Source organism: Corynebacterium sanguinis (assembly GCF_007641235.1).
GTDB lineage: Bacteria > Actinomycetota > Actinomycetes > Mycobacteriales > Mycobacteriaceae > Corynebacterium > Corynebacterium sanguinis.
The window spans coordinates 1,135,504-1,161,349 of sequence record NZ_CP038157.1; the positions used below are offsets into that span (position 1 = coordinate 1,135,504).

A 25,846-nucleotide genomic window follows, 5' to 3' on the forward strand; every position below is an offset into this window, starting at 1 on the left:
TGATGACCATGAATGCCGAGAACACGAAACGCGACAACGCTACATTGTGGATCGTCGTGCCCTTCGCACTCGCCATCGTGGGCACCGTGGTGATGCTGTTCACCAACTCGGCGAACGTCCTCAAAGTTTCCCTCATCCTCGCTTTGTGGGCGGCCGTTGCCGGGATCATCCTGGTTACCCGGCTGCGCCGCGACCGCGATCAGGCGCAGCGCGAACTGGTGGCCCGTTCCGAACGCTTCGAGGCCGAGCTCGACGCCGCGCAGGCGCGCGGCGAGGCGGACCGGGTACTGCTCGAGCGCGCGCGCAGCGGTTCTGACACCGCAAGCAGCATCGATGTCGAGGTGCTGCGCGAGATTCAGGCCGAGCTCGCCCGGCTGCGCGCGCAACTCGAAGAACTGTCCGGGAGGTACTTCGAGTACGAGCCCGCCGCGCTGCGCGCCCAGGCCCGGCGCATCGCCGAGCTGGAGGAAGCAGCCGGGTCGTCGAAGGTGGAGCCGGAGCCAGTGGCGCCGGAGCCTGAGCCGGTGGCGGTGGTCGCGGAGCCTGAGCCGATGGAGCCTGAGCCCGAGCCTGAGTCGGTGGCCGCCAAGCCTGCCTCGGGCCCGTCGACCGATGACACCGCGAAACTGCAGCGCGTGCGTGAATCGGCCCCGGCGGCCAAGCGCACGACACCCGCGCCTGGGCCGTCGCGCCCGGCGGGAGCGCCGACGTTCGATGCGGTCGCGGGCTGGGTCGGCGAGCGCCGCGAGACGATCAATGACGCCCACAATCCCCTGTCGAAGCTCATCAGCGAGCGGCAGGCGGAGAAGTTCGAAGAACCAGCGCAACCGGCGCCCAAGCCGGCGCCCAAGCCAGCTCCCAAACCGGCACCCGAACCCGCACCGAAGCCTGCTGCCGAGCCCGCACAGAAGCCAGAGACACACGGGGGCCGCCGTCGCCGCGACGAGCACGGCCGTAGCTCGCTGACCGTGGCGGAGCTTCTGGCGCGGGCCGAAAGGAACGCTGAATAGATGGCGCCACGCCTCACCATTGGTGCGGTTGTCACGGAAACGGAACTCTCGCGCGCGCTCGCTCGCGCGGGCCACACGGTGCGCGGCCTCGACGCGCGCAACCCCGGCAGCGTCGCGGATGTCGACGCGGTGCTTCTCGACATGTCCGACACCGTGCGCATCGCGGAACTCGCCGACGCGTTCGCCGCCTACGTCCGGCCGCGCCAGATGTTCATCCACACGGCGCTTGCGCAGGGAGCGCAGCTTCTCGACGCCGTCGAGACGCGCGGGGCGATCGTCATGGCGGCGCACAACGTGTTTTCCAACCATTGGGTGACATCGGCCGCCGACGAGCTCGGGGAAACGGTGATCGGCCTGCTCATCGCGGAGATCGGCGGGATGTCGCACACAATCGCGGACAGTCAGCGGATGCGCGCCGCCGCCGCACTGCGCATCCAGGCGCACGAAAGTGTGCTGCGTGCCGACTCCTTCGACCTCCTGTCTTCTGCCGTGGAGTCGTTGGAGGCGTTCGGCCACGAGTACAGTGTGGCGCCGCGTGGGAGCGTCGATAAGCTAAGCCCCGCGGAGCTGGAACGGATGCGCCAGGCGATTGATGACCCGGGCGTGGCCGCTTTGTTCGTGGAGCTGCAGAGGCGCTCGGCGCAGCAGCTTGGCGACGCCGAGACCGAGCTGTGGTCGATGTTTACAACGAATCAGGAAGGAAAGTAAGTGGCTTTCGAACCAGGCGCGGCCGTGGTGGTGACGGACCCGGTGCAGCTAGCCACCTACGGCAGGGCGTTTCGCAAGGTGGGCAAGTCCGTCGTGGTCGTGCCGCTGGGCGAGGGGATCCACGCCGGGCACGTGCAGCTCATCCGCGCGGCGCGTGCGCTGCTCGGGGCAGTGGTGATGGTGACCTACTCCGGCGAAAAGGTCCCGGAGGTCTTCGCCGCGGAGAAGGTTGACGTGGTGTTTCACGGTTGCCTCGGCGGCGGCGTGTGCGTATCCACCGGCATCGACCACCTCGAGGACGCCGGGGAGATCGACGCGGCGGTCGGCAGCGTCATCGCCGCGGCGGGTGCGACGCACGCGACCGACATCGTGCTGGGGGAGAAGGACTTCGAGCTGCTCGTCGCGCTGCAGCGGGCGGTGACGGCGCTGCGCATGGAGGTCAAGCTGCACAGTGTGCCGATCGTGCGGGCGTCGTCAGGCGTGGCGATGTCGCTGCGCAACGATCGCCTCGCGCAGATAGATTGCGAGAGGGCGCTGGCGCTGTCGGCGGCGCTGACCGCCGGGGCCCACGTCGCCGAGCGCGGCGCGGACGAGGTGCTCGCCACCGCACGCGGGGTGCTCGAGGCGGCCGGTGTTTCGCACGACTACCTCCAGCTGCGCTCGCTGGGCTTTGGGCCGGCGCCCGCGCAGGGCGACGCCCGCCTGCTCGGCGCGATCACTCTGGGCGGGGTCCGGCTGATTGACAACGTCGGCGTTCCTGTTGGGGTGGGGTTTAAAAACATCGGGGGATAGCTGCGAGGTCGAGTTCGCCCCGCCGCGTCGCCCCGACTACCCTTGAGCAGGTGACTAACCAGAGCCAGGACATCAGTGAGCAGCAGCAGTTTCGGCGGGCAAAGCGCCAAAAGCTTATCGACGACGGACGTGGCGCCTACCCCGTCTCGGTCGACCGCACGACGTCTTTGAAGGACCTCCGCTCAGCTTATGTCGTCGTGGCCGAGGACGATGAACACACCCCGCCGGAGGGCGTGACTGCCCTGGGCCCGGGTGAGGAAACCCAGGATGTGGTCTCCGTCGCCGGGCGCATCATGTTCAAGCGCGACACCGGTAAGCTGTGCTTCGCGTCCCTGCAGGAGGGCGACGGCACCCAGCTGCAGGTCATGCTCTCGCTCGCCGAGGTCGGCGCCGATGCGCTGGCTAGCTGGAAGGACGACGTCGACCTCGGTGACATTGTGTCGGTGACCGGGCGCGTGATCGCGTCGAAACGCGGCGAACTTTCGGTGATGGCGTCGTCGTGGCAGATGGCGTCGAAGGCGCTGCGCCCGCTGCCGGTCGCGTTCGCCGAGATGAACGAGGAGCAGCGCGTTCGCCACCGCTACACGGACCTGATCATGCGCTCCGCCGCGCGCGACAACGCGATGACCCGTATCAAGGTCATCGCGGCGGTGCGCAAGTACCTCACCGGCCTGGATTTCGTCGAGGTCGAGACCCCGATGCTGCAGACGCTGCACGGCGGGGCGGCGGCGCGCCCCTTCGTCACCCGCTCCAACGCCCTCGACATAGACCTCTACCTGCGCATCGCTCCCGAGCTGTACCTGAAGCGCTGCGTCGTCGGCGGCATCGAGCGGGTCTTCGAGATCAACCGGAACTTCCGCAACGAGGGCGTGGATTCCTCGCACTCGCCGGAGTTCACCATGTTGGAGACCTACCAGGCGTGGGGCACCTACGCCGATGGCGCGAAGTTGACGAAGGGCCTCGTGCAGTTCTGCGCCGAGGAAGTCTTCGGCTCGCAGAAGGTCACGCTTGCCGACGGCACCGTCTACGACTTCTCCGGCGAGTGGAAGGTGCTTCAGATGTACCCCTCGCTCAACGAGGCGCTGGCCCGGAAGTTCCCCGGCCAACCAGAGGTGACCATTGATTCCACGGTCGAGGAGCTGACCGCGATCGCCGAGGCCATTGGGCTGAAGGTACCCGCCAATGCGGGCTGGCTGCACGGCAAGCTCGTCGAGGAGATTTGGGAGGAGTTGTGCTCTGATCAGCTCTACGAGCCGACGTTTGTGACCAACTTCCCCGTGGAGACCTCGCCGTTGACCCGCGACCACCGCGATCAACCCGGGGTGACCGAGAAGTGGGACCTCTACATCCGCGGCTTCGAGCTGGCCACCGGGTATTCGGAACTGGTGGATCCGGTGATCCAGCGCGAGCGCTTCGTCGACCAGGCGCGCCTTGCCGCGCACGGTGACGACGAAGCCATGGTGCTCGACGAGGACTTCCTCGCCGCGATGGAGCAGGGGATGCCGCCGACCGCCGGAACCGGCATGGGTGTCGACCGCCTGCTCATGGCCCTGACCGGCCTGGGAATCCGGGAGACGGTGCTGTTCCCCATGGTCAAGCCTGAAACTAATTAGGTTTGCGAAATTAAAACCGGTTTACGGCTCGCATCGCTTGTCGACGCGGTAGGGTTGCGTACGGCTTTTCATAACACTCGTACAAAAGGATAAATCTCGTGAGCACCATCTACCCCGGCCCCAACCATGAGGAATTCGACCGCGACGGTCTGCCCATCCGCAAGAAGGGTTCCGCCGGCGCGCAGCCGTCCAACCCGTTCGCGCAAACATACGCGGCAGCGGATCCGTACGCAGCGGCGGATCCTTTCGTGACCGTGCAGCCGCAGTACCCCGTGCAGCCGAGCGCGTACCCTCCGGTGCCCTACGCGCAGACCCCGTACGCCGTGGCCCCGAAGAGCAAGATCGTGGCTGCGTTGCTGTTTTTCTTCCTCGGATCCTTCGGTATTGGTAACTTCTACCTGCACCAGAACAAGCGGGGTATTGCGAAGCTGATACTCACCTTCGTGGGCTTTATTACGGCGATCATCCTGATCGGATTCGTTATCCTGGCGGCGGTTGGTTTCTGGGCGCTGATCGAGACGATCCTGGTGCTCGTCGGCGCCGGCGGATACGACCGCGACGGCAGGGGAGTGCCGCTGGACTAGGCCGAGACCTTTGGGTTTCGCTGGTGACCTAGGGTTTTCGCCTGGGTATTCTTTGACCGTGACATTTCGTCGGCTGAGATGTCACGGTCAAGCCGTTTCTGGCCGCGCCGACCTGGGGTTTTGCACCACGGCGTCCGTTGGCCGTGACATTTCACCGCCCGAGATGTCACGGTCAACCCAGAACCGCGACAACTGACCTGGGGTTTTACACTGGGCAACCCGTTGACCGTGACATTCCACCGCCCGAGATGTCACGGTCAACCCAGAACCGCGACAACTGACCTGGGGTTTTACACTGGGCAACCCGTTGACCGTGACATTCCACCGCCCGAGATGTCACGGTCAAGCCGTTTCGGTACCCGGCAACCTGGGGTTTTGTGCCTCGGAACCCCCGACCGTGACATTCCACCGACCCACAACCGCCGACCAGGGGGCGTCGAGAAGCAAACGCGTATTGCGATTTTGTTTTTCTATTACTAACATCACCGATAACACCAACCAAGGGTTGTTACCCGCCGCAGAAGCTGGCGGGGCAAGACCTGGAGAGGTCGCGGTTTCGCGTTGTCTCCGGGTCTTTTCGCATTTCGAAAGGAAGTGAACAGTGTCCACCACAACGTCCAGCCTGAGCGCGCAGGCGAAGGACATCCTCGACGGCGTCGGCGGCGCCGACAACATTGCCACGCTTACCCACTGCGCAACCCGTTTGCGTTTTGAGCTTAACGACGCCTCCCTGGCCAACAAGGCCGCCCTCGAGGCCGTGCCGAAAGTCATGGGCGCCGTGCCCCAGGGAGGCTCCCACTACCAGGTCATCGTCGGCGGGGACGTCGCCAACGTGTACACGGCCATGAACAACCTGCCGGAAATGCGTGAGCGCTCCAACTCCGCCGTCAAGGCGCAGCAGCGCGCGAAGGCGCAGGGAAAGCTGCCCTGGCTCGACGCGTTTTTCGAGTACCTGTCCGATTCCTTCCGCCCGATCCTCGGCGTGCTGTTGGGCGCATCGCTGGTCATCGCGTTCGCCGCGGTGATGGACGCGCTGGGCCTCGTCGATTTCCGCGCCGAGGTCAAGAGCCCGGGCTGGCAGTTCGTCGACGCGATGTGGAGCTCGGTGTTCTTCTTCCTGCCGGTCATGGTGGCCTACAACGCGGGCAAGAAGCTGGGGATCGACCCCTGGGTCCCGGCGGCCGTGATGCTGGCGTTGTTCACCCCGAACTTCACCGGCTTGGCGGATCACCCGGACGCCGTGACAACCCAGAACGCCCTGCTGGGCAGCGAGGTCACGCGCGTGGATGTATTCGGCCTGCCCATGTACCTGCCCGACTACAACGGCAACGTCTTCGTGCCGCTGATCATGGCGGCGATCGCAGCAGTTGTGTACAAGGGCCTGCAGAAGATCATTCCCTCTGCTGTCCACATGGTCTTCGTGCCGTTTTTCACCCTGCTGGTGATGATCCCCCTGACCGCCCTGGCGATCGGGCCCTTCGGTTACGCCCTCGGCGCCTGGATCGGCACCGGACTCGCGTTCTTGAACACCAACGCCCCGTTCGTTTTCGCCATCGCCATCCCAATGCTGTACCCCTTCCTTGTCCCGCTCGGCCTGCACTGGCCGCTCAACGCGCTGATGCTGGTCAACATCCAGACGCTGGGCTACGACTTCATCCAGGGCCCGATGGGCGTGTGGAACTTCGCCTGCTTCGGCGCCACCGCGGCTGTGCTGGCCATCTCCATGCGGGAGAAGGACAACGTGATGCGCCAGACCTCCGGTTCGGCGCTGGCGGCCGGCCTGTTCGGCGGCATCTCGGAGCCCTCGCTCTACGGCATCCACCTGCGCTACAAGCGCATCTACCCGCGCATGCTCGTCGGCTGCTTCGTCGGCGGCGTCACCATCGCGATCCTGTCCGCGCCGTTCGCCGGCGTGCAAACCAACGCCTTCGTGTTCACCTCGCTTCTGACCATCTCGGTGTTTAACCCGGCGTGGGTTTACATCATCGCCATCGCCGTGGCCTTCTTCACCTCCTTCGCGCTGATCTATATCAGCGACTACCGCACCGCGGAGGAAAAGGCTGCCGCACGAGAAGGCGCAGCGCAGTCGGCTGAACCAGCGCCCGCCGCACAGGAGCCCGCCCAAGAACCCGCCGCAGAAAAACCCGCAGCAACCACGCGCGTCCTCGCCCCCGCAGCCGGAGAAATCGTCGCGATGGAGGCGCTTGCTGATCCCGCGTTTTCCGCCGGCGCGCTCGGCCAGGCGGTCGGGGTTATCCCGGAGGCCGGCGAGGGCACGGTTGTCTCCCCGGTGGCCGGCACGGTGATCTCCGTGGCCAAGACCGGCCACGCCTACGGCATCAAGACGGCCGACGGCATCGAAATCCTCGTCCACATCGGGATCGACACGGTCAAGATGAAGGGAGAGGGCTTTGAGCCGCTGGTGGACAAGAAGCAAGAGGTCACCGAGGGCACCGAGCTGGCGCGGGTCAATTTCGCCGCGGTCAAGGCCGCGGGGTTTGACCCGACGGTGATCACCACGGTGGTCAACACCAAGGCCATGGCCGGTGTCGCCGACGTCGCCGACGGCACCGTCGGTGCGGGCGATCCCGTGCTGGAAGTAACCAGGTAGAAGCACGGGCCCGGCTACACTTTCAACGCATGCAGATATTGCGCGTGTTCAACAACAACGTCGTGCTCGCCCGCAGCGGTGAGCACGGCGGGGAAGTTGTTGCCACCGGCCGTGGGATCGGCTTCGGCAAGAAGCAGGGAGATGTGCTCGACCCCGCCGCGGTCACCCGCGTGTTTGTCCCCGCCGAGGGGCGCGACCCGGACCATTCGGCGCAGATGCTCGCCGGTTTGCCGGCTGAGCGCGTCGCCCAGGTTGCCGCGGCCCTCGAGGCCGTCGGTGCACCAGCGGACAGCCGCAACCGGTTGACGCTGGTCACCGCGATCTCTGATCACCTCGAGTTCGCCGCCGCCCGCGCCGCCTCGGGCGAGGAGCTCAACTACCCGCTGCGCAGCGAGGTGCTGCACCTTTACCCGCGCGAGTACGAGATGGGTGTGGAGCTGCTTGCGGAGATCAACCGGCGCCAGCGCGCGGCGGGGGCGACCGAACTGCCGGACTCCGAGACCACGGCCCTGGCTTTGCACCTCGTCAACGCCGGGTTCTCCACGGGGGATCTGGCCCAGACCTACCAAATGACGGGTGTGATCCAGCAGATGCTCGAGATCGTCGCGGCGGGGCTGTCGATCACGTTGAACACGGCGTCGATAAGCGTGGCTCGCTTTATCACACACGTGCGCTACCTCCTGGTCAGGCTCAGCCACGGTCGCCAACTCGACCACGGCCAATCACCGCTGACGCGCCAGCTTCTCGACGCCTACCCGCGCGAGGTCGCCTGCGCCCGCCAGGTCGCCACCGTTGTGGAACTGCGCTTCGACTGCGCACTTACCGAAGATGAAATCGCCTACCTCGGCCTGCACATTGTCAGGCTGGGAGAAACCCAAAGGATGAGCCAATGACTGACCGATCAGTACTGCACGGAATCGGCGTGTCCGCCGGAACCGCTTCCGGCCCCGCCGCCGTAGTCACCCCGCCCACCGGCGTTGACGAGGCCGAGCCGCCCAGCGTCGACCCCGAAGCCGACGGCGAGCGCGTGCGCGAGGTGTTAGAGCAGGTGGCGGCGTCGCTGCGCGAGCGGGCGGGCCTTGCCAACTCCGAGACCTCAGCCGCCGTGCTCGAGGCCACCGCGGCCCTCGCCACGGACCGCGGCCTGATCAAGGGGGTAGCCAGGCAACTACAGAAGGGTTCCGGACCCACCCGGGCGATCTTCGACGCGGTCGAGGTCTACGCCGCGAAGCTGCGCAAGCTCGGCGGCTACATGGCCGAGCGCGTGACCGACCTCTACGACATTCGTGACCGCGCCATCGCGCGCCTGCGCGGGGTGGCGGAACCGGGTGTGCCGGCGCTGAGCCGGCCGAGCGTGCTTGTCGCCCACGACCTCGCCCCCGCCGAGACCGCAACCCTAGACCCGGCGCTCGTGCGCGGCATCGTCACCGCCGGCGGGGGAGCGACCTCGCACACCGCGATCCTCGCTGCCCAGCTCGGCATCCCCGCAGCCGTGCAGGTCAAGGGAATTGACGCCCTTCTTGCGGGTGAAGGCGAGGTAGAGCTAGCCATCGACGGCGGCGTCGGTGAGGTCATCGTCGCGCCCACGCCCGACGACGTCGCCGAGCTCGAGGAGCGTTCGCGCCGCCGCGCTGCGGCGCTTGCGGGGTCTTCCGGTGAGGGTGCGACACGCGACGGGCACCGGGTGAAATTGCTGGCGAATATCGGCACCGCCGCCGACGCGGCACAAACCGCCGCGGCGGACATCGAGGGCTCCGGATTGTTCCGTACCGAGTTTCTTTTCCTCGACCGCGAGGCCGCCCCGAGCGTCGAGGAGCAGACCGCGACGTACGCCGAGGTGTTGCGCTCTTTCGGCACCCGCCGCGTGGTCGTGCGCACCCTCGATGCCGGCGCCGACAAGCCGCTGAGCTTCGCCGACCTCGGGCCCGAGGACAACCCCGCGCTCGGCCGGCGCGGTCTGCGGCTGTCGCAGGCGCGCGAAGATCTTCTCGACGCCCAACTAAGCGCCCTGGCCGCCGCGCACAAACTCGTGCCGGAGGCGGACCTGTGGGTGATGGCACCGATGGTGACCACGGTGGAGGAAACGCAGTGGTTCGCCGAGAAGACCCGGGCTCACGGACTGCCCCGCGTGGGCGTGATGGTGGAAACCCCGGCGGCCGCTGTGCGCGCCAAACACCTGCTCGCGCTGGTGGATTTCGCCTCCATCGGCACCAACGACCTTTCGCAGTACACCATGGCCGCCGACCGCATGGAAGGTGAGCTCGCGCACCTGTTGAATCCGTGGCAACCGGCCGTCTTGTCCATGGTGCGCGCAACGTGCCGCGGTGGGGAAGCCACCGGCAAGCCCGTCGGGGTGTGCGGTGAGGCGGGCGGTGACCCGCTGCTCGCCCTCGTGTTGGTTGGCCTCGGCGTAACCTCGCTGTCGATGGCCCCGTCGCGGGTGGGCGCGGTGCGCGCCGCGTTGCGCAGCCACGACATCGACACCTGCCGCCAGATGGCGAACTTCGCCGAGGACGCTCCGACCGCGGCCGATGCGCGCGCTGCCGTGCTCGCTCTGGCTGACCCGGTGTTGCGCGACCTGCTCTAGCGGTGACCAGCCCATGTTCGCTACTGGCGAACATGGGCTGTGACATGCCCTTTTCCTCCTTTTGTACGAAAGCACTCCAGAAAGTTGGGAAAGGTTGTCGCGCCCGCGCGTTATGGTGGAGGACAACTATTTTTACATAACTTTCTTAAGGGGTTGCCTGATGTTCGAGCGGTTTACCGACCGAGCCCGCCGCGTTATCGTCCTGGCGCAGGAGGAAGCGCGCGCGCTGAACCACAATTACATGGGCACGGAGCACATCCTGCTCGGCCTGATCAAGGAGGGCGAGGGTGTCGCGGCCAAGGCGCTGGAGTCCATGGGCATCAACCTCGAGGACGTGCGCCGCGAGGTTGAGGAGCTCATCGGCCACGGCACCCAGCCCGTGACCGGTTACATTCCGTTTACGCCGCGCGCCAAGAAGGTGCTTGAGCTGTCCCTGCGCGAAGGTCTGCAGATGGGGCACAAGTACATCGGCACCGAGTTCCTCCTGCTCGGCCTCATCCGCGAGGGCGAGGGCGTTGCCGCGCAGGTGCTGATCAAGCTGGGCGCCGACCTGCCGCGTGTGCGCCAGCAAGTTATCCAGCTGCTCTCCGGCTACGAAGGCGGCGAGGGCCAGGGCGAGGGCGGCGAGCAGGGGGGTCTCGCCGGTGCGGGCTCCGGCCCCGCAGCTTTCGGCGGTGGCGGCGGTTCCCGTGGCGGGCAGCAGGGTGAGCGTTCGAACTCGCTGGTGCTCGATCAGTTCGGCCGCAACCTCACCGCGGCCGCGCGTGAGGGCAAGCTTGACCCGGTGGTCGGCCGCGACAAGGAGATCGAGCGCATCATGCAGGTGCTCTCGCGCCGCACGAAGAACAACCCTGTACTCATCGGCGAGCCCGGTGTGGGCAAGACCGCCGTGGTGGAGGGCCTCGCACTCGACATCGCCAACGGAAAGGTCCCCGAGACACTGAAGGACAAGCAGGTGTACTCGCTCGACCTGGGCTCCCTGGTGGCGGGTTCGCGTTACCGCGGCGATTTCGAAGAGCGCCTGAAGAAGGTGCTCAAGGAGATCAACCAGCGCGGCGACATCATCTTGTTCATCGACGAGATCCACACCCTCGTCGGCGCGGGTGCCGCCGAAGGCGCGATCGACGCGGCCAGCCTGCTGAAGCCGAAACTGGCTCGCGGCGAGCTCCAGACCATCGGCGCGACCACTTTGGACGAGTACCGTAAGCACATCGAGAAGGACGCAGCGCTCGAGCGCCGCTTCCAGCCCGTCCAGGTAGACGAACCTTCCGTCGAAGACACCGTGACCATTCTCAAGGGTCTGCGCGACCGCTACGAGGCGCACCACCGCGTTTCCTACACCGACGACGCGCTCGTCGCCGCTGCGAACCTGTCGGACCGCTACATCAACGACCGCTTCCTGCCGGATAAGGCCGTTGACCTGCTCGACGAGGCCGGCGCCCGCATGCGCATCAAGCGCATGACCGCGCCGGAGGGGCTGCGCGAGGTCGACGAGCGTATCGCCGAGGTGCGCAAGGAAAAGGAAGCCGCGATCGACGCCCAGGACTTCGAAAAGGCCGCCGGCCTGCGCGATACCGAGCGCAAGCTCGGCGAGGAGCGCCGGGAGAAGGAAAAACAGTGGCGCTCCGGGGACCTCGAGGAGATCGCCGAGGTCGGCGAGGAGCAGATTGCCGACGTCCTGGCGAACTGGACCGGAATCCCCGTGTTCAAGCTCACCGAGTCCGAGTCCTCGCGCCTGCTCAACATGGAAGATGAGCTGCACAAGCGCATCATCGGCCAGGACGAGGCCGTTCGCGCCGTCTCGCGCTCCATCCGTCGTACCCGCGCGGGTCTGAAGGACCCGAAGCGCCCGTCTGGCTCGTTCATCTTTGCCGGCCCGTCCGGTGTGGGTAAGACCGAGCTGTCCAAGGCGCTCGCCGAGTTCCTCTTCGGCGACGACGATTCGCTGATCCAGGTCGATATGGGCGAGTTCCACGACCGCTTCACCGCCTCGCGCCTGTTCGGTGCTCCTCCCGGATACGTCGGCTACGAAGAGGGTGGCCAGCTCACCGAGAAGGTCCGCCGCAAGCCGTTTAGCGTCGTGCTTTTCGACGAGATCGAAAAAGCGCACAAGGAGATCTACAACACCTTGCTGCAGGTGCTCGAAGAAGGCCACGTCACCGACGGCCAGGGCCGTCTCGTGGACTTCAAGAACACCGTGCTGATCTTCACCTCGAACCTGGGCACGAGCGACATCTCCAAGGCTGTCGGCCTCGGGTTCAGCGGCAGCACTGCCACGGATTCGGAGGCGCAGTACGACCGGATGAAGAACAAGGTCCACGACGAGCTGAAGAAGCACTTCCGCCCCGAGTTCCTCAACCGTATCGACGAGGTCGTTGTCTTCCGCCAGCTGTCCCAAGACGAGATCGTCCAGATGGTCGAGCTAATGATCGCCCGCGTGGACAAGAACCTCGCCGCCCAGGACATGGGCATCGAGGTCACCGACAAGGCGAAGGACCTGTTGGCCCTGCGCGGTTTCGATCCCGTGCTCGGTGCGCGCCCGCTGCGCCGCACCATCCAGCGCGAGATCGAGGACATCTTGTCGGAGAAGATCCTCTACGGCGAGATCGGCGCCGGAGAAATCATCACCGTCGACGTCGAAAACTGGGACGGCGACGTCGAAGCCGCCAAGCGCGAGCGCGGCAAGGTTGCGGAAGAGGCTACCTTCACTTTCACCCCGCGGCCGAAGCCACTGCCAGCCGAAACCTTCGATGTGGAGCTCGAAGACGAGGTCCGCGACATCTCCCCGACAGACGGCGAGGCCGATGCTCTAGTGCCGGATGTCCCGCCGGAGACGGAGGGATCGGAGGATGACGGCGGCGCGACCCCGCCGCCGGCTGGGGCTGGTCAGCCGCTCTAGAAGGTCCCGCAGTTCGAGCCGGCGGGGACCCCGTTGAAACGGTCCATAATCCACCTAAACGAGGTGGGGGACTGTGTGATGATGCCCGCGGCGTGGTTGACACCGAATTTGGTGCCCGGGGTCAGCGGCGGGATGTTCTCGTTGAACATTGTGGTGGTGACCCCCAGCGCGCAGTAATCGCGGGCGAGCTGGACCACCTGCGGGGTGGGGACGAGGTCGTCGTTGCCGCCGGTGGACACCATGATCGGGGACGTCGGGGCCGTCTCGCCGAGCTTCTGGTCCACGAAGAGCTGCTTGATGTGCGGCAGCGAGTTCACGATTTCGTAGAGGGACTCGCCCGTGGAGGTCAGGTCGCTCGTGCTCGTGAAATGGCGGGTCAGAGCGTCGTCAACCATGCAGGAACCCTTGGTGCCGTTGAGAAACTCCCAGCCACGGTCGTTGAGTTTGGCGTCCAGGACCGCGCCGAGCTCGGGGTAGCGCGCCAGGTAGCCGTTGGCGGCGTAGCCGAGCACCGAGGTGATGGTCGAGGTATCGACACCCTTGACCACCTCCATCAGGTCGGCCGGGGGCGCGCCGGCGAAGGTGCCCTTGACATTGAGTTCCGGGGCGTAGGTCGGCTGCAGTTCGGCGGCAGCGGCGGACGCGCCGCCTCCCTGGGAGTACCCGTAGAAGGCGACCGGGGAGCCGGCGGGGACCACCGCGCGGGCGGCGTCGAGCATGGCGTGGCCCTCTTCGTCGTGGAGCACGTAGGTGTGTGCGCCGGGGGTGCCCAGGCCGATGTAGTCGACCACGACGACGCGCATTCCGGCCAGTGCCGCGGCTTCGTAGAAGACAAGCTCGTAGTTGACGCCGAGCGCCGGCTGGGCTGCATCCAGTTGGGCGGTCAGCCACGGCCCGCGCGAAGGTGCGCACATGTCGCCTGCGCCGCGGGTGCCGGGGGCGAAGATCACCGTCGGGGTGGGGCCGTTGCCCTGCCACGGGTTGGCGGGTTCGATGACGAAGCCGGAGGTGGCCACGGGATCCCCGTGGACCGTGGTTGAGGTGTAGAGGATTTTTTCGGCGTAGCCGGGGAAATCGGGGCCGAGGATGTTGAGCAGGTGCGGGGCGGGCTGGGTGCGAAGCAGGGTGCCCGGGGTGCCGAGGTTGTCCACGGGGTCGTCGTAGAAGGGGTCGTAGCCGTGGATAAAGGAGTCGGCCGGGGTCGTGGCGGCGTGGTGGACGCCGTCGGCAAGCTTCTGGGCTTCCCCGGAGCTTTGGGCATTAGCGGTGGTGATCGACGCGGTTACAGACGCGGTGGTCAGCGCGAGCGCAGCGCATGTTGTGGCAGCAGTTAGCTTGAGCAAATGTTTCATGTGTGGAAACCCTACTAATTTTCCAATGCAAAAACTAAATAATAGCGATGAAAAGTATTGGGCACACCCAATTTTAGGGTGGGTTAACGCCTAGGCCAGCGCGACGAGGCTCGCCGCCATCAGCGCCATGCCCGCAATCACCCCGTAAACCGAGTGGTGGTGCTCGCCCGTGGCGATAGCGCTGGGCAGGAGCTTGTCAAAGCTGATGAACACCATGATGCCCGCCACCGCGGCGAACGTGAGCCCCAAGGTTGCCGGGCCCATAAACGGCATGAGCAGCGCGAAACCGACGAGCGCGCCAACCGGCTCGGCGAGGCCGGACAGAGTCGCCCACCCGGCGGCAGTCCACTTCTTACCCGTCGCTTCACGCAGCGGCACCGCCACGGCAATGCCCTCCGGGATGTTGTGCACCGCGATCGCGAACGCAATCGGCAGGGCAATCTTCGGGTCGCCCAGCGCGGTGACAAAGGTGGCAAAACCCTCGGGGAAGTTGTGGATCGCGATCGCAAAACCGGTGAGCAGGCCCGCGCGCTTCATCGCCGAGCGCGCCTGGTAGCGCCCGCCCTCATCCTGGAACTCGTGCGGGTTAATGGATTCAGGCACGAGCCGGTCGATCACAGCGATCACGGCCACGCCGGCGAAAAACGCCAACACACCATAGAGGCCGGCGCGGTGGCCATAAACCTCGGTGAGATCGTCGATGCCACCCGGAAGAAGCTCGACTAGTGATATGTATACCATCACGCCGGCGGACAGCCCCAGCGAGCCAGCGAGGAACCGATTCGACGGGCTCGATTTCAACGCAACGAGCAGTCCGCCGAATCCGGTGGACGCGCCGGCCAGAAGCGTGATGGCGAAGGCAACGGCCACCGCCTGAGAATCAAAGGTAAGTGCGTGGTCCACGCTAACGCAGTTTAGAGCGGGTGCCGATAAGATTGCGCCATGGGTCTCTACTACCGAAAGAAGAAAAAGCTCGGCCGCAACTCCTGGCTGAACCTGTCCAAGTCCGGCGGGTCAGTGTCCAAGAAGGTCGGCCCGATCACCGTCAACTCCCGCGGCGGGCTGTGGGTGAATCTTCCCGGCGGGCTGAACTTCCGCGGCAAGTGGAAATAGAGCCGGCGCGCCTTTAACTGGGCAGCCGGAATGTGCCGTCGGCGTTCTGGGTCGCCAGGCCGTCGTCAAGCAGCGAAAACAGCGCGCGGGAGAGCTGCGCCGCGTCCGGCCACACGACGTCGATACGCTCCTGCGCAACGGGCCCGGGCGCCTCGCGCAGCACCTTCATGATTTTGCCGCGCACCTGGCGGTCTGTGCCGGCGAACTTTTGCACTTTCCTGCGCTTGAGCTCCGCCTCGCTCGGCGCGGGCTTGCCGGCGGCGACCCACGCGCACTGCCTTTCCAAGGGACAAGATCCGCACTCCGGGTTCGTCGCGGTGCACACAAGTGCGCCGAGCTCCATCAGCCCGGCGGAGAACACCGGCCCGTCCTGCGCCGGCAGTAGCGCCGCGACATCGGCGATCTCGCCCGCGCGGGGTTGCGCGAGAAACCTGCCTTCGACGGCGCGCGCGTAGACGCGGCGCACGTTCGTGTCCACCACCGCGACGTTGGCGCCATAGGCGAAGCAGGCCACCGCCCGGGCGGTGTACGCGCCAATTCCCGGCAGGCTCAGAAGCGTATCGACGTCGCGCGGCACCTCTCCGCCGTGATCCGCGACGATCGTGCGCGCGCAATCGAGAAGCCTCAGCGCGCGGCGCGGGTACCCCAGCGAACCCCAGGCGCGCAGCACTTCGTCGCCGCTGGCGGCAGCGAAGTCGGCAAGGGTGGGCCAGCGCCTGATCCACTCCTGCCAGATCGGGGCGACGCGCGCGACCGGGGTTTGGTGGCTCATCACCTCGCTGAGAAGCACTCCCCACGCGCTCGTTCCGGCGCGGCGCCACGGCAGGTCGCGGGCGTTGGCGCGAAAATAGTCGATAACTTTCGTCTGCATGTCCACAATGAGTGCCACAATAGTGGGCATGACCGAGCCCACTACAGCCACTCCCGCCGACGTCTGGGAGCACATGCTCGCCGGTAACGACCGGTTTGCCACCGACAACGTCGAGCACCCCAACAGCACCGTCGAGCGCCGCCTCGAGCTGCGCGAAGGCCAGGCCCCCGTCGCCGCCGTGCTGGCCTGCTCCGACTCGCGCGTGCCCGTCGAGCTGCTTTTCGACGCCGGCCTCGGCGACATGTTTGTCATCCGCACCGCAGGTGGCTGCGTGGATGCCGCCGTGTCGGGCTCCGTCGACTTCGCGGTCACCAGCCTCGGCGTGAAGCTGGTGATCGTGCTCACCCACGAGGCCTGCGGCGCGATCGGCGCGGCGCTGACCGCCGTGGAAAACGCCGAGATCCCCCTTGGCTTGCAGCGCGTGTTCGTGGAAAAGATCGCGCCGTCGGTGATCTGGTCGAAGGGCCATGGCAAAACCGGCCGCAACGACATTGAGCGCGAGCACGCCCGGATTACGGCGCAGCACCTCGTCGATCGCATCCCCGCGCTTCAGGACGGCACGGCCGACGGATCGATCGGGGTTGTCGCGGCGCGATACAGCCTGGCGGATGGCCGCGTCGAGACCGTCGCCACGCATTTCGCGCGCTAAAGTTCTCAATTGTGAACAACCAGCCCCACCAGAACCCAGACAGCAGGCCGCTCCCGCCAGAGATCTACATGCGTCGCCGCGTAGCCGCGCTCGTGATCCTCTTGGTGCTCGTTGCCCTGCTCGTGTGGGGGCTGACTGCGTGGGCCCGCTCGGGCTCCGACGCTGGTGAGGCGACGGAATCCACCGCGCCCGCAACGCCGACGGAGCAGATCACCACCGAGCCCACGGTCCCGGCCCCTAGCGACGAGGAAACCACCGCGTCCACTACGACGACCACCGAGGCCACCACGACTTCGGACACGGCCACGCCGACGGTCAACGCCGCGGGCAAGGGCACCTGCGAGCTGGCCGACCTCGAGATTGAGGCGCAGACCAGCGAGCCGAGCTACGCCGCTGGCGACCAGCCGGTGTTCTACATGAAGATCAACAACCCGACCAAGGCTGAATGCGGAATCAACCTTGATGACAACCAGCTGCGCTTCGAGGTCTACACCATGAGCGACAACCAGCGCGTCTGGTCGGACGTGGACTGCTACCCGCCCGTTGTTACCGGCGAGGAGACCTTCAAGCCGGGCGAGCCGCGCATGTTCGAGGCTCGCTGGTCGGCGACCGGGTCGAAGCCCGGCCAATGCACGAACCGCCAGCCGGTGGCCCCGGGCGCCTACTACCTGCACGCCGTGGTCGGTGATTCCGCGTCGAACCCGGCCGACTTCACCATCCGCTAGGTCAGCCGCCGCAGTCCCTCGTAGATGTGGCGCGCCCACAGCGGAGAGACGTGCTCGGCGTCCGCGAGCCGCTCGGGCTCCGCGCCGAGCAGCTCCGGCAGCGAACCGAACTCGGAGACCACGTGGTCCATGAGGAAGCGCTGCACGCGCGGCACGCGTGAGAGCGCGCGGTAGCCGCGCGGCACGACGTCGTGCATCAGGTTTTCCTCGGTGGCGGGCAGCCCCAGCGGGCGCGCTAGCGAGGCGGTGTTGAGCAGCTCGGAATCCGGCAGCTCACCCAACGTGGCGAGCGCCGCGGCTACCTGCTCGTCGGAGGGCACCGTCGGGCAGGCGATGTAGTCGCGCACGAGCATCTCAATGTCCTCTTCGATGCTGCCGCGCAGCTCGGTGAGCTGCAGGGCGAGCTGTCGCGAATCGACGCCCAATTCAACGATGCCCTCATCCATGTCGTTTGCCGCGCGGGCCAGCATGATCTGGCGCTGCAGGACGTTGAGCACGTCGGCGACCGTGGCGTAGTGGTTCATCTCGGCAACGAACAGGCGCTGGCCGGCTAGGTCGAGCCTGCTGCGGTAGCGCTCCACGGTCGACAACGCCTGGTTGGCGCGGGCGGTGAGCACCGCTGGCTCGTCGAGCAGGTGGCGCTTGCCGTTGGCGTAAAGCGTCAGCGTGTTCATCGACGCCGATACTGACACGGTGGGTACGCCGGTCTGCAGCGCGGTGCGCTCGGCGGCGCGGTGGCGGGTCCCCGTTTCCACGGTGGGGTACGAGGGCGAGGGGACGAGCTGGACGTTGGCCCGCACGATGCGCGTAACGTCGCTGGAGAGGATCACCGCCCCGTCCATCTTGCTCAGCTCGCGCAGAAGCGTCGGCTGGAAGGCGACGTCGAACTCGATCCCGCCGTCGCAGATCTGGGTGACCTCCGGCCCGTCGCCGAGCACGATCAACCCGCCGGTGTGGCCGCGCTGGATGCGCTCGAGCCCGTCGCGCAGCGCCGTTCCTGGAGCGAGCAGCTCGAGTGTGTTGCGCAGCGATTTCGGTTCAGAGGAAGGGTCGGTCATGGTGGCTTATTCTATCCCTCGGCAACCATAGCGATGGCTTCGCCGAGCGTGGAGACTTGGCTCACCCGCATCCCTGGGATGTTGATCTTTTCCCCGGCAGGCGCGATGGCGTACTTGTAACCCAGGCGGGCGGCTTCCTGCAGGCGGCGAGACAGGTTGGGCACCCGGCGCAGCTCGCCGGCGAGGCCGACTTCTCCCACCACAACAGTTTTGTGCGGCAGCGGCTTCTCGTGCAGGCTCGACCAGGTGGCCAGGGCGACGGCGAGGTCGGTGGCTGTCTCGGTGATTTTCACCCCGCCGACGGTGGCGACGTAGGCGTCCTTGTCGTTGGTGCGCTCGTTGCAGCGCGCCTGCAGCACGGCGAGCACCATGGGTACGCGGTTGAAGTCGAGGCCGGTGACCACGCGTCGCGGGCTCTTGTTCACTGGGTCGACGGTCAGGGCCTGGACCTCCGCCAGGATCGGGCGCACGCCGTCCATTGCGACGGTGACCGCGCAGCCGTCCGGGGTGTTTCCGCGGTGGGAGAGGAACAGCCCGGAGGGGTCGGAGACCTCGCGGATGCCCTCGGCAGTCTGCTCGAAGCAGCCGACCTCGTCGGTAGCGCCGAAACGGTTCTTGATGCCGCGCATCATCCGCAGGCTCGAGTGCCGGTCGCCCTCGAAGTTCAGAACTACGTCGACGAGGTGCTCGAGCACGCGCGGACCAGCGACGTTGCCGTCCTTGGTGACGTGGCCGACGAGCAGGATCGGCACGTTCGTGGTCTTCGCCAGCGTGGTCAGGGCTGCGGTGACCGCGCGCGACTGGGCGATACCGCCTGCCACGCCCTCGACCCCGGGCGCGTGCATGGTTTGCACCGAATCGACGATGAGCAGCGACGGCTTGATCTGCTCGACGTGGCCGAACACGACGTCGAGGTTGGATTCGGCGGCCAGGAACAGGCTGGGCTGCAGCGCCGCGGTGCGCTCGGCGCGCGAGCGGACCTGACCGGCGGACTCCTCGGCCGTGACGTAGAGGGCCTTGCGCTCGCCCAGCGCGGCCCACCGCGAGGCGACCTCGAGCAGCAGGGTGGACTTGCCCACGCCGGGCTCGCCCGCCATGAGCACGACGGAGCCGGGGATCACGCCGGAGCCGAGGACGCGGTCGAGCTCGCCGATACCGGAGGGCACGGCTGCTGTCTGGGCGGGGTCAATCGCGGTAATCGGCTGCGCCGGGGCGGCCGGGGCAAGCGCCTGCAGCCGCGTGGGGTTCGCCGAACTCGAGGCGGCTGCCGCGAGCGGCGTTTCCTCCTGGAGCGTGCCCCACGACCCGCACTCGGGGCAGCGCCCCAGCCACTTGGGGGAGGAGTAGCCGCATTCGGTGCAGGTGTGGACCACGCGCTGTTTCTTCGCCATGCCGACACTCTAAGACACGGGTGTGACACGGCCCCTTCTGATACGCGAAAACCGCACCTCGCGGGGGCGAGGTGCGGTCGTCGTCAAGCGCGGCTCTAGTGGCCCGAGTGGTCTTCGCCAAGCTCGCGGTTGGACTCGCCGGAGGGCAGCAGCGGCGCGGAGACCGGAGCGTCGACAGCGACGGTTCCGGTGTCGAAGGTGAACGTGACACCGACGGTGCCGCCGTAGGCGAACGCGTCGTTATCCAGGGAGGTCTCGACGTACTGGATGCAGTCGGTGTCGGCCTGCGGCAGGGCGTCGAGCCCCTCGGCGGAGTCACCCACCACGGAGCAGCGAGTCGGGATCTCGCGCGGGGCCGGGTTGAAGTCAACCTCTTGGTCACCAACCTGTGCGGAGACGAGGCGGTGCGGGTTCATGGAGGGATCCTGGTTGATCGCGGTGAACTTCAGAGCGACGCGCCCGTCCTCATTGAGCACGACCGTTACGTCCTGGACCGCGACGGCGCCGTTCTCGCTGGAAACGCTCGCGCCGTCGACGGCCGCGACCTGGGAGGAGGTCTGCGTGATCTGCCCGGCAGAGCACGAGGCGAGCAAAAGGGCGGACGCTGCGACGGCGGAGGCTGCGGCCACCGGCTTCAGGGACTTCACTGTGATGTCCTCCATAATTAATCAACAAAGGGGATTTCTCTTCGCTAACACTACTGCGTGTCCCCCGGATTTTCCCAGTTTTACGTCTGTGGTGGGGGCAACGTCATAGTGTGGCGGGGGTAGCGGTAGTCGGCGCGGTGCCGTTGGAAAACAGGTGGTAGGGTGGTGGGGTTGTAACCCCCGGTCCCGGCAAGGAGAAACATGGAATTCAAAGTCGGAGAAGTTGTTGTCTACCCGCATCATGGCGCGGCACGCATCGCCGACATTGAGGAGCGCGAGATGGGCGGGGAGACTCTCGACTTCCTCGTTTTGAAGATCCTCCAGTCCGACCTGGAGGTCCGCGTCCCCGTGAAGAACAGTGAGCTCGTCGGCGTGCGCGACGTGGTCAACGAGGACGGGCTTCGCAAGGTCTTCTCCGTGCTGCGCGAGACCGACGTCGAGGAGGCCGGCAACTGGTCGCGGCGCTACAAGGCGAACCAGGAGCGCCTCGCCTCCGGCGACATCAATAAGGTCGCCGAGGTGGTGCGCGACCTGTGGCGCCGCGACCAGGGCAAGGGCCTGTCCGCCGGCGAGAAGCGCATGCTGGGCAAGGCGCGCCAGATCCTCGTCGGTGAGCTCGCGCTCGCCCAGCCCGTTGACGAGGCCAAGGCCGAGGAGATGGAGAGCGGGATCAACGAGATCATCCAGCGCCAGGTGGCCGCCGGGATCTCGATCGATCCGCGCGACGAACTTGACGACGATGTCGACCTCGACGACCTGAGCTTCGATGACGTGGATGACGCGGACGAGGCAGAAGACACCAACTCCGACGAGGCCTAAATGAAGCGCAGGGTCATCGCCCTGATCGCGGCGGCGGGGCAGGGAACCCGGCTCGGCGCGGCCATGCCGAAGGCGTTCGTCCCCCTGCGCGGCCGCAGCCTCCTCGAGCGCTCCGTCACCGCGATGGAAACCTCGCAGATTGTCGACGAGATCGTCGTCGTGGTCAGCCCCGAGATGGAGGAACTGGCGCAAGCCGCGCTGCAGGGCAAGCGCGTGCGCTTCGTCCACGGCGGCGCCGAGCGCGCGGACTCGATCTGGGAGGGGCTGAAAACCATTGCTGACGACGACGCCGTGGTGCTCATCCACGACGCCGCCCGCGCGCTGACCCCGCCCGGCATGATCGCCCGCGTCGCCCGCGCGGTGCTCGACGGCAACCAGGCGGTCGTGCCCGTGGTGCCGGTCGCCGACACCATCAAGGTCGTCGACGGTGAGCGGGTGACGGCGACGCCGGACCGGGCGTCGTTACGCGCCGTGCAAACCCCGCAGGGCTTTGACCTAAAGGTTCTGCGCGCGGCGAACGAGGCCTACCTCGCGGCCCAGGACGCGGGCTTTACCGCGACCGACGACGCGAGCCTGGCCGAGTGGCACGGTGTGGACGTGGTCACGGTCCAGGGCGACCCGATGGCGTTTAAGATCACCACGCCTATCGACATGCGCCTGGCGGCAAGCATTACCGATGAGGCCGAACCGACGATCTTCGAGGTCCCCGGCACCGTGAGGAAGGACTAAAACATGGGCACTTTGCGTGTGGGCACAGCCTTTGACGCCCACCAGATTCAGGCGGGCAAGGAGTGCTGGATCGCCGGCATCCTCCACGACGGCGTCGACGGCTGCGAGGGCCACTCCGACGGCGATGTGGTCAGCCACGCGGTCGTCGACGCGGTGCTCTCCGCGGCCGGTCTGGGCGACCTCGGCTCGTTCGTCGGCGTCGGTAGGCCCGAGTACGACGGGGTGCGCGGCCTGCAGCTTTTAAAAGAGCTGCGCGAGCTTGTCGACGCCCACGGCATCGTAATCCACAACGTCTCCGCGCAGCTCATCGCACAGACCCCGCGCATGGGTGCGGTGCGCGAGGAGGCGGAGCGCGCGTTGACCGAGGCGCTCGGGGCGCCGGTGAGCGTCTCAGCCACGACGACCGACCACATGGGCTTTACCGGCTCCGGGCAGGGCCGCGCCGCGGTGGCGACCGCGCTGGTAGAGCTGGCGGGCGGGCCTGGACCGGCCAACGGCTAGACTGGCCTGCGTGACTTCCGGTATCCAACGCATCTTTGATACGTCCGCGCGTGAGCTGCGGGTTTTCGAGCCGGTCCGCGAGGGCCACGTCTCGATCTACCTCTGCGGCGCGACGCCTCAATCCTCGCCGCACATCGGCCATCTGCGTTCCGGCGTCGCCTTCGACATCGTGCGCCGCTGGTTTCTGGCCAAGGGCTTTGACGTGGCGTTCGTGCGCAACGTCACCGACATCGACGACAAGATCTTAACCAAGGCCGCCGAGAACGGTCGGCCCTGGTGGGAGTGGGTGTCCACCTACGAGCGCGAGTTCACCCGCGCCTACAACCTGCTCGGGGTGCTGCCGCCGTCGGTGGAGCCGCGCGCGACGGGGCACGTCACCCAGATGGTCGACTACATGCACCGGTTGATTGACAGGGGCTTCGCCTACGAGGCCGCCGGGTCGGTCTACTTCGACGTCGCGGCCTGGGTGCGCGCCGAGGGCAGCGACTACGGCTCGATCTCGGGCAACCGGGTCGAGGAGATGGAGTCCGGTGAGCCCGATAACCGCGGCAAGCGAGGCCCGCACGATTTCGCGCTGTGGAAGGCCGCGAAGCCGGGTGAGCCGAGTTGGCCGACGCCGTGGGGCGAGGGCCGCCCGGGCTGGCACATCGAGTGCTCCGCCATGGCGACCTGGTACCTCGGCGGCTCCTTCGACATCCACGGCGGCGGCCTTGACCTGCGGTTCCCGCACCACGAGAACGAGCAGGCGCAGTCGCACGCCGCCGGCGACGGGTTTGCCAACTACTGGATGCACAATCACTGGGTGACCATGGCCGGGGAGAAGATGTCCAAATCGCTGGGCAATGTGCTCTCGATCGACAACATGCTGGCCACCGTGCGCCCGGTGGAGCTGCGTTACTACCTCGGCTCCGCCCATTACCGCAGCGTGCTGGAGTACTCCCCGGAGGCCTTGAGCGAGGCAGCCGCCGGCTACCGCCGCATCGAAGACTTTGTCGCCCGCGCCGGCACCCCGGAAAAGACCACGTGGACCCCACAGTTCGAGCAGGCGCTTAACGACGACTTCGGCGTCCCGAAAGCCCTGGCGGAAATCCACAACCTCGTGCGCGAGGGGAACAAGGCGCTCGCCGCGGGCGACGCAGCTCGGGCCGCAGAGATCGCCGGCACCGTCCGCGCGATGGCCGCCGTGCTGGGCGTAGACCCTGGGGAGTGGTCGCGCGCTGCTGGTGGGGGCGCGCAGGGGGCGTCGTCAAGCGAGGCGGCGGACAAGGCGCTCGACGTGCTTGTGGCGGCGGAGCTCGACAGGCGCAGCGCCGCGCGCGCGGAGAAGGACTGGGCCAGCGCGGACGCGGTGCGCGACAGACTCGCCGCAGCGGGAATTGAGATTACTGACACCGCCGACGGCCCGCAGTGGGCCCTGAAAGACTAAGGAATAAAAACTCATGGCGAAACCGTACAGGCGACCCGACGTGATCAAGACGTCGAAAAAGGGCGCCACCAAGGGCTCCGGAGGCCAGCGCCGCCGCGGTCTGGAGGGCAAGAAGGCCACCCCGAAGGCGGAGGACCGCGTCTACCACTCCGCGCACAAGCGCAAGCTGGAGCGCCAGCGCCGCGACTCCGGCAGGCACGAAAAGGAAAAGGCGGACCTCGTTGTCGGCCGCAACCCGGTGGTCGAGTGCCTACACGCGAAGGTGCCGGCCGAGGCTCTCTTCGTCGCGCTCGGCACCGCGCATGACGACCGCCTTTCCGAGGCCGTCACCCTGGCCAACTCCAAGGGCCTGCCGGTGCACGAGGTGCCGCGCCACGATCTCGACAGCATGACGGGCAACGGCCTGCACCAGGGCATCGGGTTAAAGATCCAGCCCTACAAGTACGCCGATGTGTTCGACCTGATGGCCGGCGTGAAGGACCGCGGGCAAACCGGGATGTTCGTCGTTCTCGACAACATCACCGACCCGCGCAACCTCGGCGCGGTGATTCGCTCCACCGCGGCCTTCGGCGGCCACGGCGTGGTCATCCCCGAGCGTCGTTCCGCGCAGGTCACGGGCGTGGCGTGGCGCACCTCGGCCGGTACGGCGGCGCGGTTGCCAGTGGCGAAGGCCGTCAACATCACCCGCACGATCAAGGAGTTCAAGGACAACGGCTACATGGTCGTTGGGCTTGACGCGGGCGGCGATCATACGCTCGACACCTTCGACGGCGGCACGGACCCGGTGGTCATCGTCGTCGGCTCCGAGGGCAAGGGCATCTCGCGCCTGGTGCGCGAGAACTGCGACGTGCTCATGTCCATCCCCACCGAGGGTTGGGTGGAGTCGCTCAACGCCTCCGTTGCCGCGGGCGTTGTGCTCAGCGAGTTCGCCCGCCAGCGCCGCGCCGCGGCGAACTAGAGCGCGAAGAACCCTCTGACCAGCTCCGCGCCGACGACATGGTCGGTGCCGGGGCCGAGGCGGGGGTCGAGGCGCTTCGGGGCGGGCACGAGGTGGCCCATGCCCTCAATCGACCACAGCTCGACCGGTGCTGCGCCTGTGAATCTATCGACGCGCACCCCCTCGACGGGCCGGGTCGTCGAGTGCTCGCCCGCGTGGTTAAGCCGGGCGAAAAAGCGAGCGGAGTCGAGCGCCGAACGTGCTTTCCCGCGGTTGAACTCGGAGATGCCCGCCAGCCCGCCGTCGTAGGGGACGATCGGGTCCGCGGTGCCCTGGACGCTCAGAATCGGGGTGGGGACCCAGCGCTCGGTGGAGCAGATCATGTTGTCGTCGGTGGGCGCGGCGGAACCGAACAGCGCCACGCCCGCGAGCGTAGACGGGGCCTCGCACAGCATGCGCAAAAGCATCTGGCCGCCGTTGGAGAAGCCGCAGCCAATCACGCGCGCCGGGTCGTAGGCGGCGATGAGTTGGAGAAGGAAACCGACGTCGTCGACGCCGAGCGTGCGCGCCGATTCGCTAAAACCGCGCCGCAGGTCGTTGAAGTGGCGCCCCACCCCGTTGGGGTAGAGCACCGTGGTCGAGTCCGTGGCGAGGGCGTCGAAGGTGTGCGCCGTGAAGTTGCGCGCCACGCTTCCCGACTGCAGCGAGCCGTGCAGAAACAGCACGAGCGTCTCGGTCTTGGGCGCGGGGTTGTCGCCGGTGACTTCTGTGTAGCGGCGCTGGCGGCCCTGGTGCTCCAGCGTGCGGCGCGAAACTGCCATGGG

At 66.9% G+C, this 25,846-nt stretch carries 24 protein-coding genes; 17 read left to right on the forward strand and 7 right to left on the reverse strand.

What is annotated here, in order from left to right:
• Positions 1-8: 8 nt before the first annotated feature.
• The 9 genes from E3227_RS05525 (at position 9) to E3227_RS05565 (ending at position 12,804) form a co-directional block, all read left to right on the forward strand.
• Positions 9-1,010, forward strand: coding sequence for a DUF6779 domain-containing protein (locus E3227_RS05525; protein ID WP_246062820.1), 1,002 nt, complete (start codon positions 9-11; stop codon positions 1,008-1,010).
• The gene (locus E3227_RS05530; protein WP_144317829.1) at positions 1,011-1,718 is read left to right on the forward strand and encodes a 6PGD fold domain-containing protein; all 708 of its coding nucleotides are present in this window, start codon (positions 1,011-1,013) and stop codon (positions 1,716-1,718) included.
• On the forward strand, positions 1,719-2,510 hold the full coding sequence (locus tag E3227_RS05535; RefSeq protein ID WP_144317830.1) for a pantoate--beta-alanine ligase: 792 nt from the start codon (positions 1,719-1,721) through the stop codon (positions 2,508-2,510).
• 50 nt (positions 2,511-2,560) lie between these two features.
• Complete coding sequence (lysS, locus tag E3227_RS05540) at positions 2,561-4,123, forward strand: lysine--tRNA ligase (RefSeq protein ID WP_144317831.1); 1,563 nt, start codon at positions 2,561-2,563, stop codon at positions 4,121-4,123.
• A gap of 98 nt (positions 4,124-4,221) precedes the next feature.
• Positions 4,222-4,707: a TM2 domain-containing protein gene (locus E3227_RS05545; protein ID WP_170228636.1), complete on the forward strand. Its 486-nt coding sequence runs from the start codon at positions 4,222-4,224 to the stop codon at positions 4,705-4,707.
• Between the two features lie 601 nt (positions 4,708-5,308).
• Positions 5,309-7,318, forward strand: a complete 2,010-nt coding sequence (locus E3227_RS05550; RefSeq protein WP_144317833.1) for a glucose PTS transporter subunit IIA — start codon at positions 5,309-5,311, stop codon at positions 7,316-7,318.
• A 29-nt stretch (positions 7,319-7,347) separates the two neighbouring features.
• Positions 7,348-8,211, forward strand: a complete 864-nt coding sequence (locus E3227_RS05555) for a PRD domain-containing protein (protein ID WP_144317834.1) — start codon at positions 7,348-7,350, stop codon at positions 8,209-8,211.
• On the forward strand, positions 8,208-9,905 hold the full coding sequence (gene ptsP / locus E3227_RS05560) for a phosphoenolpyruvate--protein phosphotransferase (RefSeq protein WP_144317835.1): 1,698 nt from the start codon (positions 8,208-8,210) through the stop codon (positions 9,903-9,905). Before E3227_RS05555 ends, ptsP begins: the two co-directional genes overlap by 4 nt.
• 160 nt (positions 9,906-10,065) lie before the next feature.
• A complete protein-coding gene (locus E3227_RS05565; protein WP_136648930.1) occupies positions 10,066-12,804 on the forward strand; it encodes an ATP-dependent Clp protease ATP-binding subunit in 2,739 nt (912 codons plus the stop codon).
• On the opposite strand, the gene E3227_RS05570 is transcribed toward E3227_RS05565, so the two are convergent.
• Both E3227_RS05570 and zupT read right to left on the reverse strand, forming a co-directional pair.
• A complete protein-coding gene (locus E3227_RS05570; RefSeq protein WP_144317836.1) occupies positions 12,801-14,156 on the reverse strand; it encodes a lipase family protein in 1,356 nt (451 codons plus the stop codon). The genes E3227_RS05565 and E3227_RS05570 overlap by 4 nt on opposite strands.
• 90 nt (positions 14,157-14,246) lie before the next feature.
• Positions 14,247-15,059 (reverse strand): zinc transporter ZupT, encoded by an 813-nt coding sequence (zupT, locus tag E3227_RS05575; RefSeq protein ID WP_246062822.1) that lies wholly within the window; start codon positions 15,057-15,059, stop codon positions 14,247-14,249.
• Positions 15,060-15,098: 39 nt separating this feature from the next.
• Here zupT and E3227_RS05580 point away from each other — a divergent pair, with 39 nt between their 5' ends.
• On the forward strand, positions 15,099-15,269 hold the full coding sequence (locus E3227_RS05580) for a DUF4236 domain-containing protein (protein ID WP_006840589.1): 171 nt from the start codon (positions 15,099-15,101) through the stop codon (positions 15,267-15,269).
• Positions 15,270-15,282: 13 nt separating this feature from the next.
• On the opposite strand, the gene E3227_RS05585 is transcribed toward E3227_RS05580, so the two are convergent.
• A complete protein-coding gene (locus tag E3227_RS05585) occupies positions 15,283-16,170 on the reverse strand; it encodes an HhH-GPD family protein (protein WP_181730262.1) in 888 nt (295 codons plus the stop codon).
• Here E3227_RS05585 and E3227_RS05590 point away from each other — a divergent pair.
• Together E3227_RS05590 and E3227_RS05595 are read left to right on the forward strand one after the other, a co-directional pair.
• Positions 16,169-16,789: a carbonic anhydrase gene (locus E3227_RS05590; protein ID WP_136648927.1), complete on the forward strand. Its 621-nt coding sequence runs from the start codon at positions 16,169-16,171 to the stop codon at positions 16,787-16,789. The genes E3227_RS05585 and E3227_RS05590 overlap by 2 nt on opposite strands.
• An 11-nt stretch (positions 16,790-16,800) precedes the next feature.
• The gene (locus E3227_RS05595; protein ID WP_136648926.1) at positions 16,801-17,514 is read left to right on the forward strand and encodes a hypothetical protein; all 714 of its coding nucleotides are present in this window, start codon (positions 16,801-16,803) and stop codon (positions 17,512-17,514) included.
• Here E3227_RS05595 and disA read toward each other — a convergent pair.
• The 3 genes from disA to E3227_RS05610 form a co-directional block, all read right to left on the reverse strand.
• Positions 17,511-18,572, reverse strand: coding sequence for a DNA integrity scanning diadenylate cyclase DisA (gene disA, locus E3227_RS05600; RefSeq protein ID WP_136648925.1), 1,062 nt, complete (start codon positions 18,570-18,572; stop codon positions 17,511-17,513). The two genes, E3227_RS05595 and disA, sit on opposite strands and share 4 nt — an antisense overlap.
• A gap of 11 nt (positions 18,573-18,583) precedes the next feature.
• A complete protein-coding gene (gene radA / locus E3227_RS05605) occupies positions 18,584-19,963 on the reverse strand; it encodes a DNA repair protein RadA (RefSeq protein ID WP_144317837.1) in 1,380 nt (459 codons plus the stop codon).
• A 95-nt stretch (positions 19,964-20,058) separates the two neighbouring features.
• Positions 20,059-20,625: a hypothetical protein gene (locus E3227_RS05610; protein WP_144317838.1), complete on the reverse strand. Its 567-nt coding sequence runs from the start codon at positions 20,623-20,625 to the stop codon at positions 20,059-20,061.
• A 186-nt stretch (positions 20,626-20,811) separates the two neighbouring features.
• On the opposite strand from E3227_RS05610, the gene E3227_RS05615 reads away from it, so the two are divergent.
• Genes E3227_RS05615 through rlmB form a run of 5 tightly spaced genes read left to right on the forward strand, consistent with a single transcriptional unit; the run spans position 20,812 to position 25,043 of the window.
• Positions 20,812-21,429, forward strand: a complete 618-nt coding sequence (locus tag E3227_RS05615) for a CarD family transcriptional regulator (protein WP_144317839.1) — start codon at positions 20,812-20,814, stop codon at positions 21,427-21,429.
• Complete coding sequence (gene ispD / locus E3227_RS05620; protein ID WP_144317840.1) at positions 21,430-22,158, forward strand: 2-C-methyl-D-erythritol 4-phosphate cytidylyltransferase; 729 nt, start codon at positions 21,430-21,432, stop codon at positions 22,156-22,158.
• Positions 22,159-22,161: 3 nt separating this feature from the next.
• A complete protein-coding gene (ispF, locus tag E3227_RS05625) occupies positions 22,162-22,659 on the forward strand; it encodes a 2-C-methyl-D-erythritol 2,4-cyclodiphosphate synthase (protein WP_136648920.1) in 498 nt (165 codons plus the stop codon).
• Positions 22,660-22,669: 10 nt separating this feature from the next.
• Positions 22,670-24,085, forward strand: a complete 1,416-nt coding sequence (cysS, locus tag E3227_RS05630) for a cysteine--tRNA ligase (protein WP_246062828.1) — start codon at positions 22,670-22,672, stop codon at positions 24,083-24,085.
• A gap of 13 nt (positions 24,086-24,098) precedes the next feature.
• On the forward strand, positions 24,099-25,043 hold the full coding sequence (rlmB, locus tag E3227_RS05635) for a 23S rRNA (guanosine(2251)-2'-O)-methyltransferase RlmB (RefSeq protein WP_144317841.1): 945 nt from the start codon (positions 24,099-24,101) through the stop codon (positions 25,041-25,043).
• Here rlmB and E3227_RS05640 read toward each other — a convergent pair.
• The gene (locus tag E3227_RS05640) at positions 25,040-25,843 is read right to left on the reverse strand and encodes a CE1 family esterase (protein WP_144317842.1); all 804 of its coding nucleotides are present in this window, start codon (positions 25,841-25,843) and stop codon (positions 25,040-25,042) included. The two genes, rlmB and E3227_RS05640, sit on opposite strands and share 4 nt — an antisense overlap.
• Between the last annotated feature and the right edge of the window lie 3 nt (positions 25,844-25,846).

Coding starts and splice junctions, on each gene's coding strand:
- E3227_RS05565 (WP_136648930.1), top strand. CDS start 10,066: ATGTTCGAGCGGTTTACCGACCGAGCCCGCCGCGTTATCGTCCTGGCG.
- E3227_RS05585 (WP_181730262.1), bottom strand. CDS start 16,170: ATGCCCACTATTGTGGCACTCATTGTGGACATGCAGACGAAAGTTATC.
- E3227_RS05570 (WP_144317836.1), bottom strand. CDS start 14,156: ATGAAACATTTGCTCAAGCTAACTGCTGCCACAACATGCGCTGCGCTC.
- ptsP (WP_144317835.1), top strand. CDS start 8,208: ATGACTGACCGATCAGTACTGCACGGAATCGGCGTGTCCGCCGGAACC.
- E3227_RS05530 (WP_144317829.1), top strand. CDS start 1,011: ATGGCGCCACGCCTCACCATTGGTGCGGTTGTCACGGAAACGGAACTC.
- E3227_RS05615 (WP_144317839.1), top strand. CDS start 20,812: ATGGAATTCAAAGTCGGAGAAGTTGTTGTCTACCCGCATCATGGCGCG.
- E3227_RS05640 (WP_144317842.1), bottom strand. CDS start 25,843: ATGGCAGTTTCGCGCCGCACGCTGGAGCACCAGGGCCGCCAGCGCCGC.
- disA (WP_136648925.1), bottom strand. CDS start 18,572: ATGACCGACCCTTCCTCTGAACCGAAATCGCTGCGCAACACACTCGAG.
- E3227_RS05555 (WP_144317834.1), top strand. CDS start 7,348: ATGCAGATATTGCGCGTGTTCAACAACAACGTCGTGCTCGCCCGCAGC.
- rlmB (WP_144317841.1), top strand. CDS start 24,099: ATGGCGAAACCGTACAGGCGACCCGACGTGATCAAGACGTCGAAAAAG.
- E3227_RS05590 (WP_136648927.1), top strand. CDS start 16,169: ATGACCGAGCCCACTACAGCCACTCCCGCCGACGTCTGGGAGCACATG.
- E3227_RS05580 (WP_006840589.1), top strand. CDS start 15,099: ATGGGTCTCTACTACCGAAAGAAGAAAAAGCTCGGCCGCAACTCCTGG.
- E3227_RS05610 (WP_144317838.1), bottom strand. CDS start 20,625: ATGGAGGACATCACAGTGAAGTCCCTGAAGCCGGTGGCCGCAGCCTCC.
- ispD (WP_144317840.1), top strand. CDS start 21,430: ATGAAGCGCAGGGTCATCGCCCTGATCGCGGCGGCGGGGCAGGGAACC.
- ispF (WP_136648920.1), top strand. CDS start 22,162: ATGGGCACTTTGCGTGTGGGCACAGCCTTTGACGCCCACCAGATTCAG.
- radA (WP_144317837.1), bottom strand. CDS start 19,963: ATGGCGAAGAAACAGCGCGTGGTCCACACCTGCACCGAATGCGGCTAC.
- E3227_RS05525 (WP_246062820.1), top strand. CDS start 9: ATGAATGCCGAGAACACGAAACGCGACAACGCTACATTGTGGATCGTC.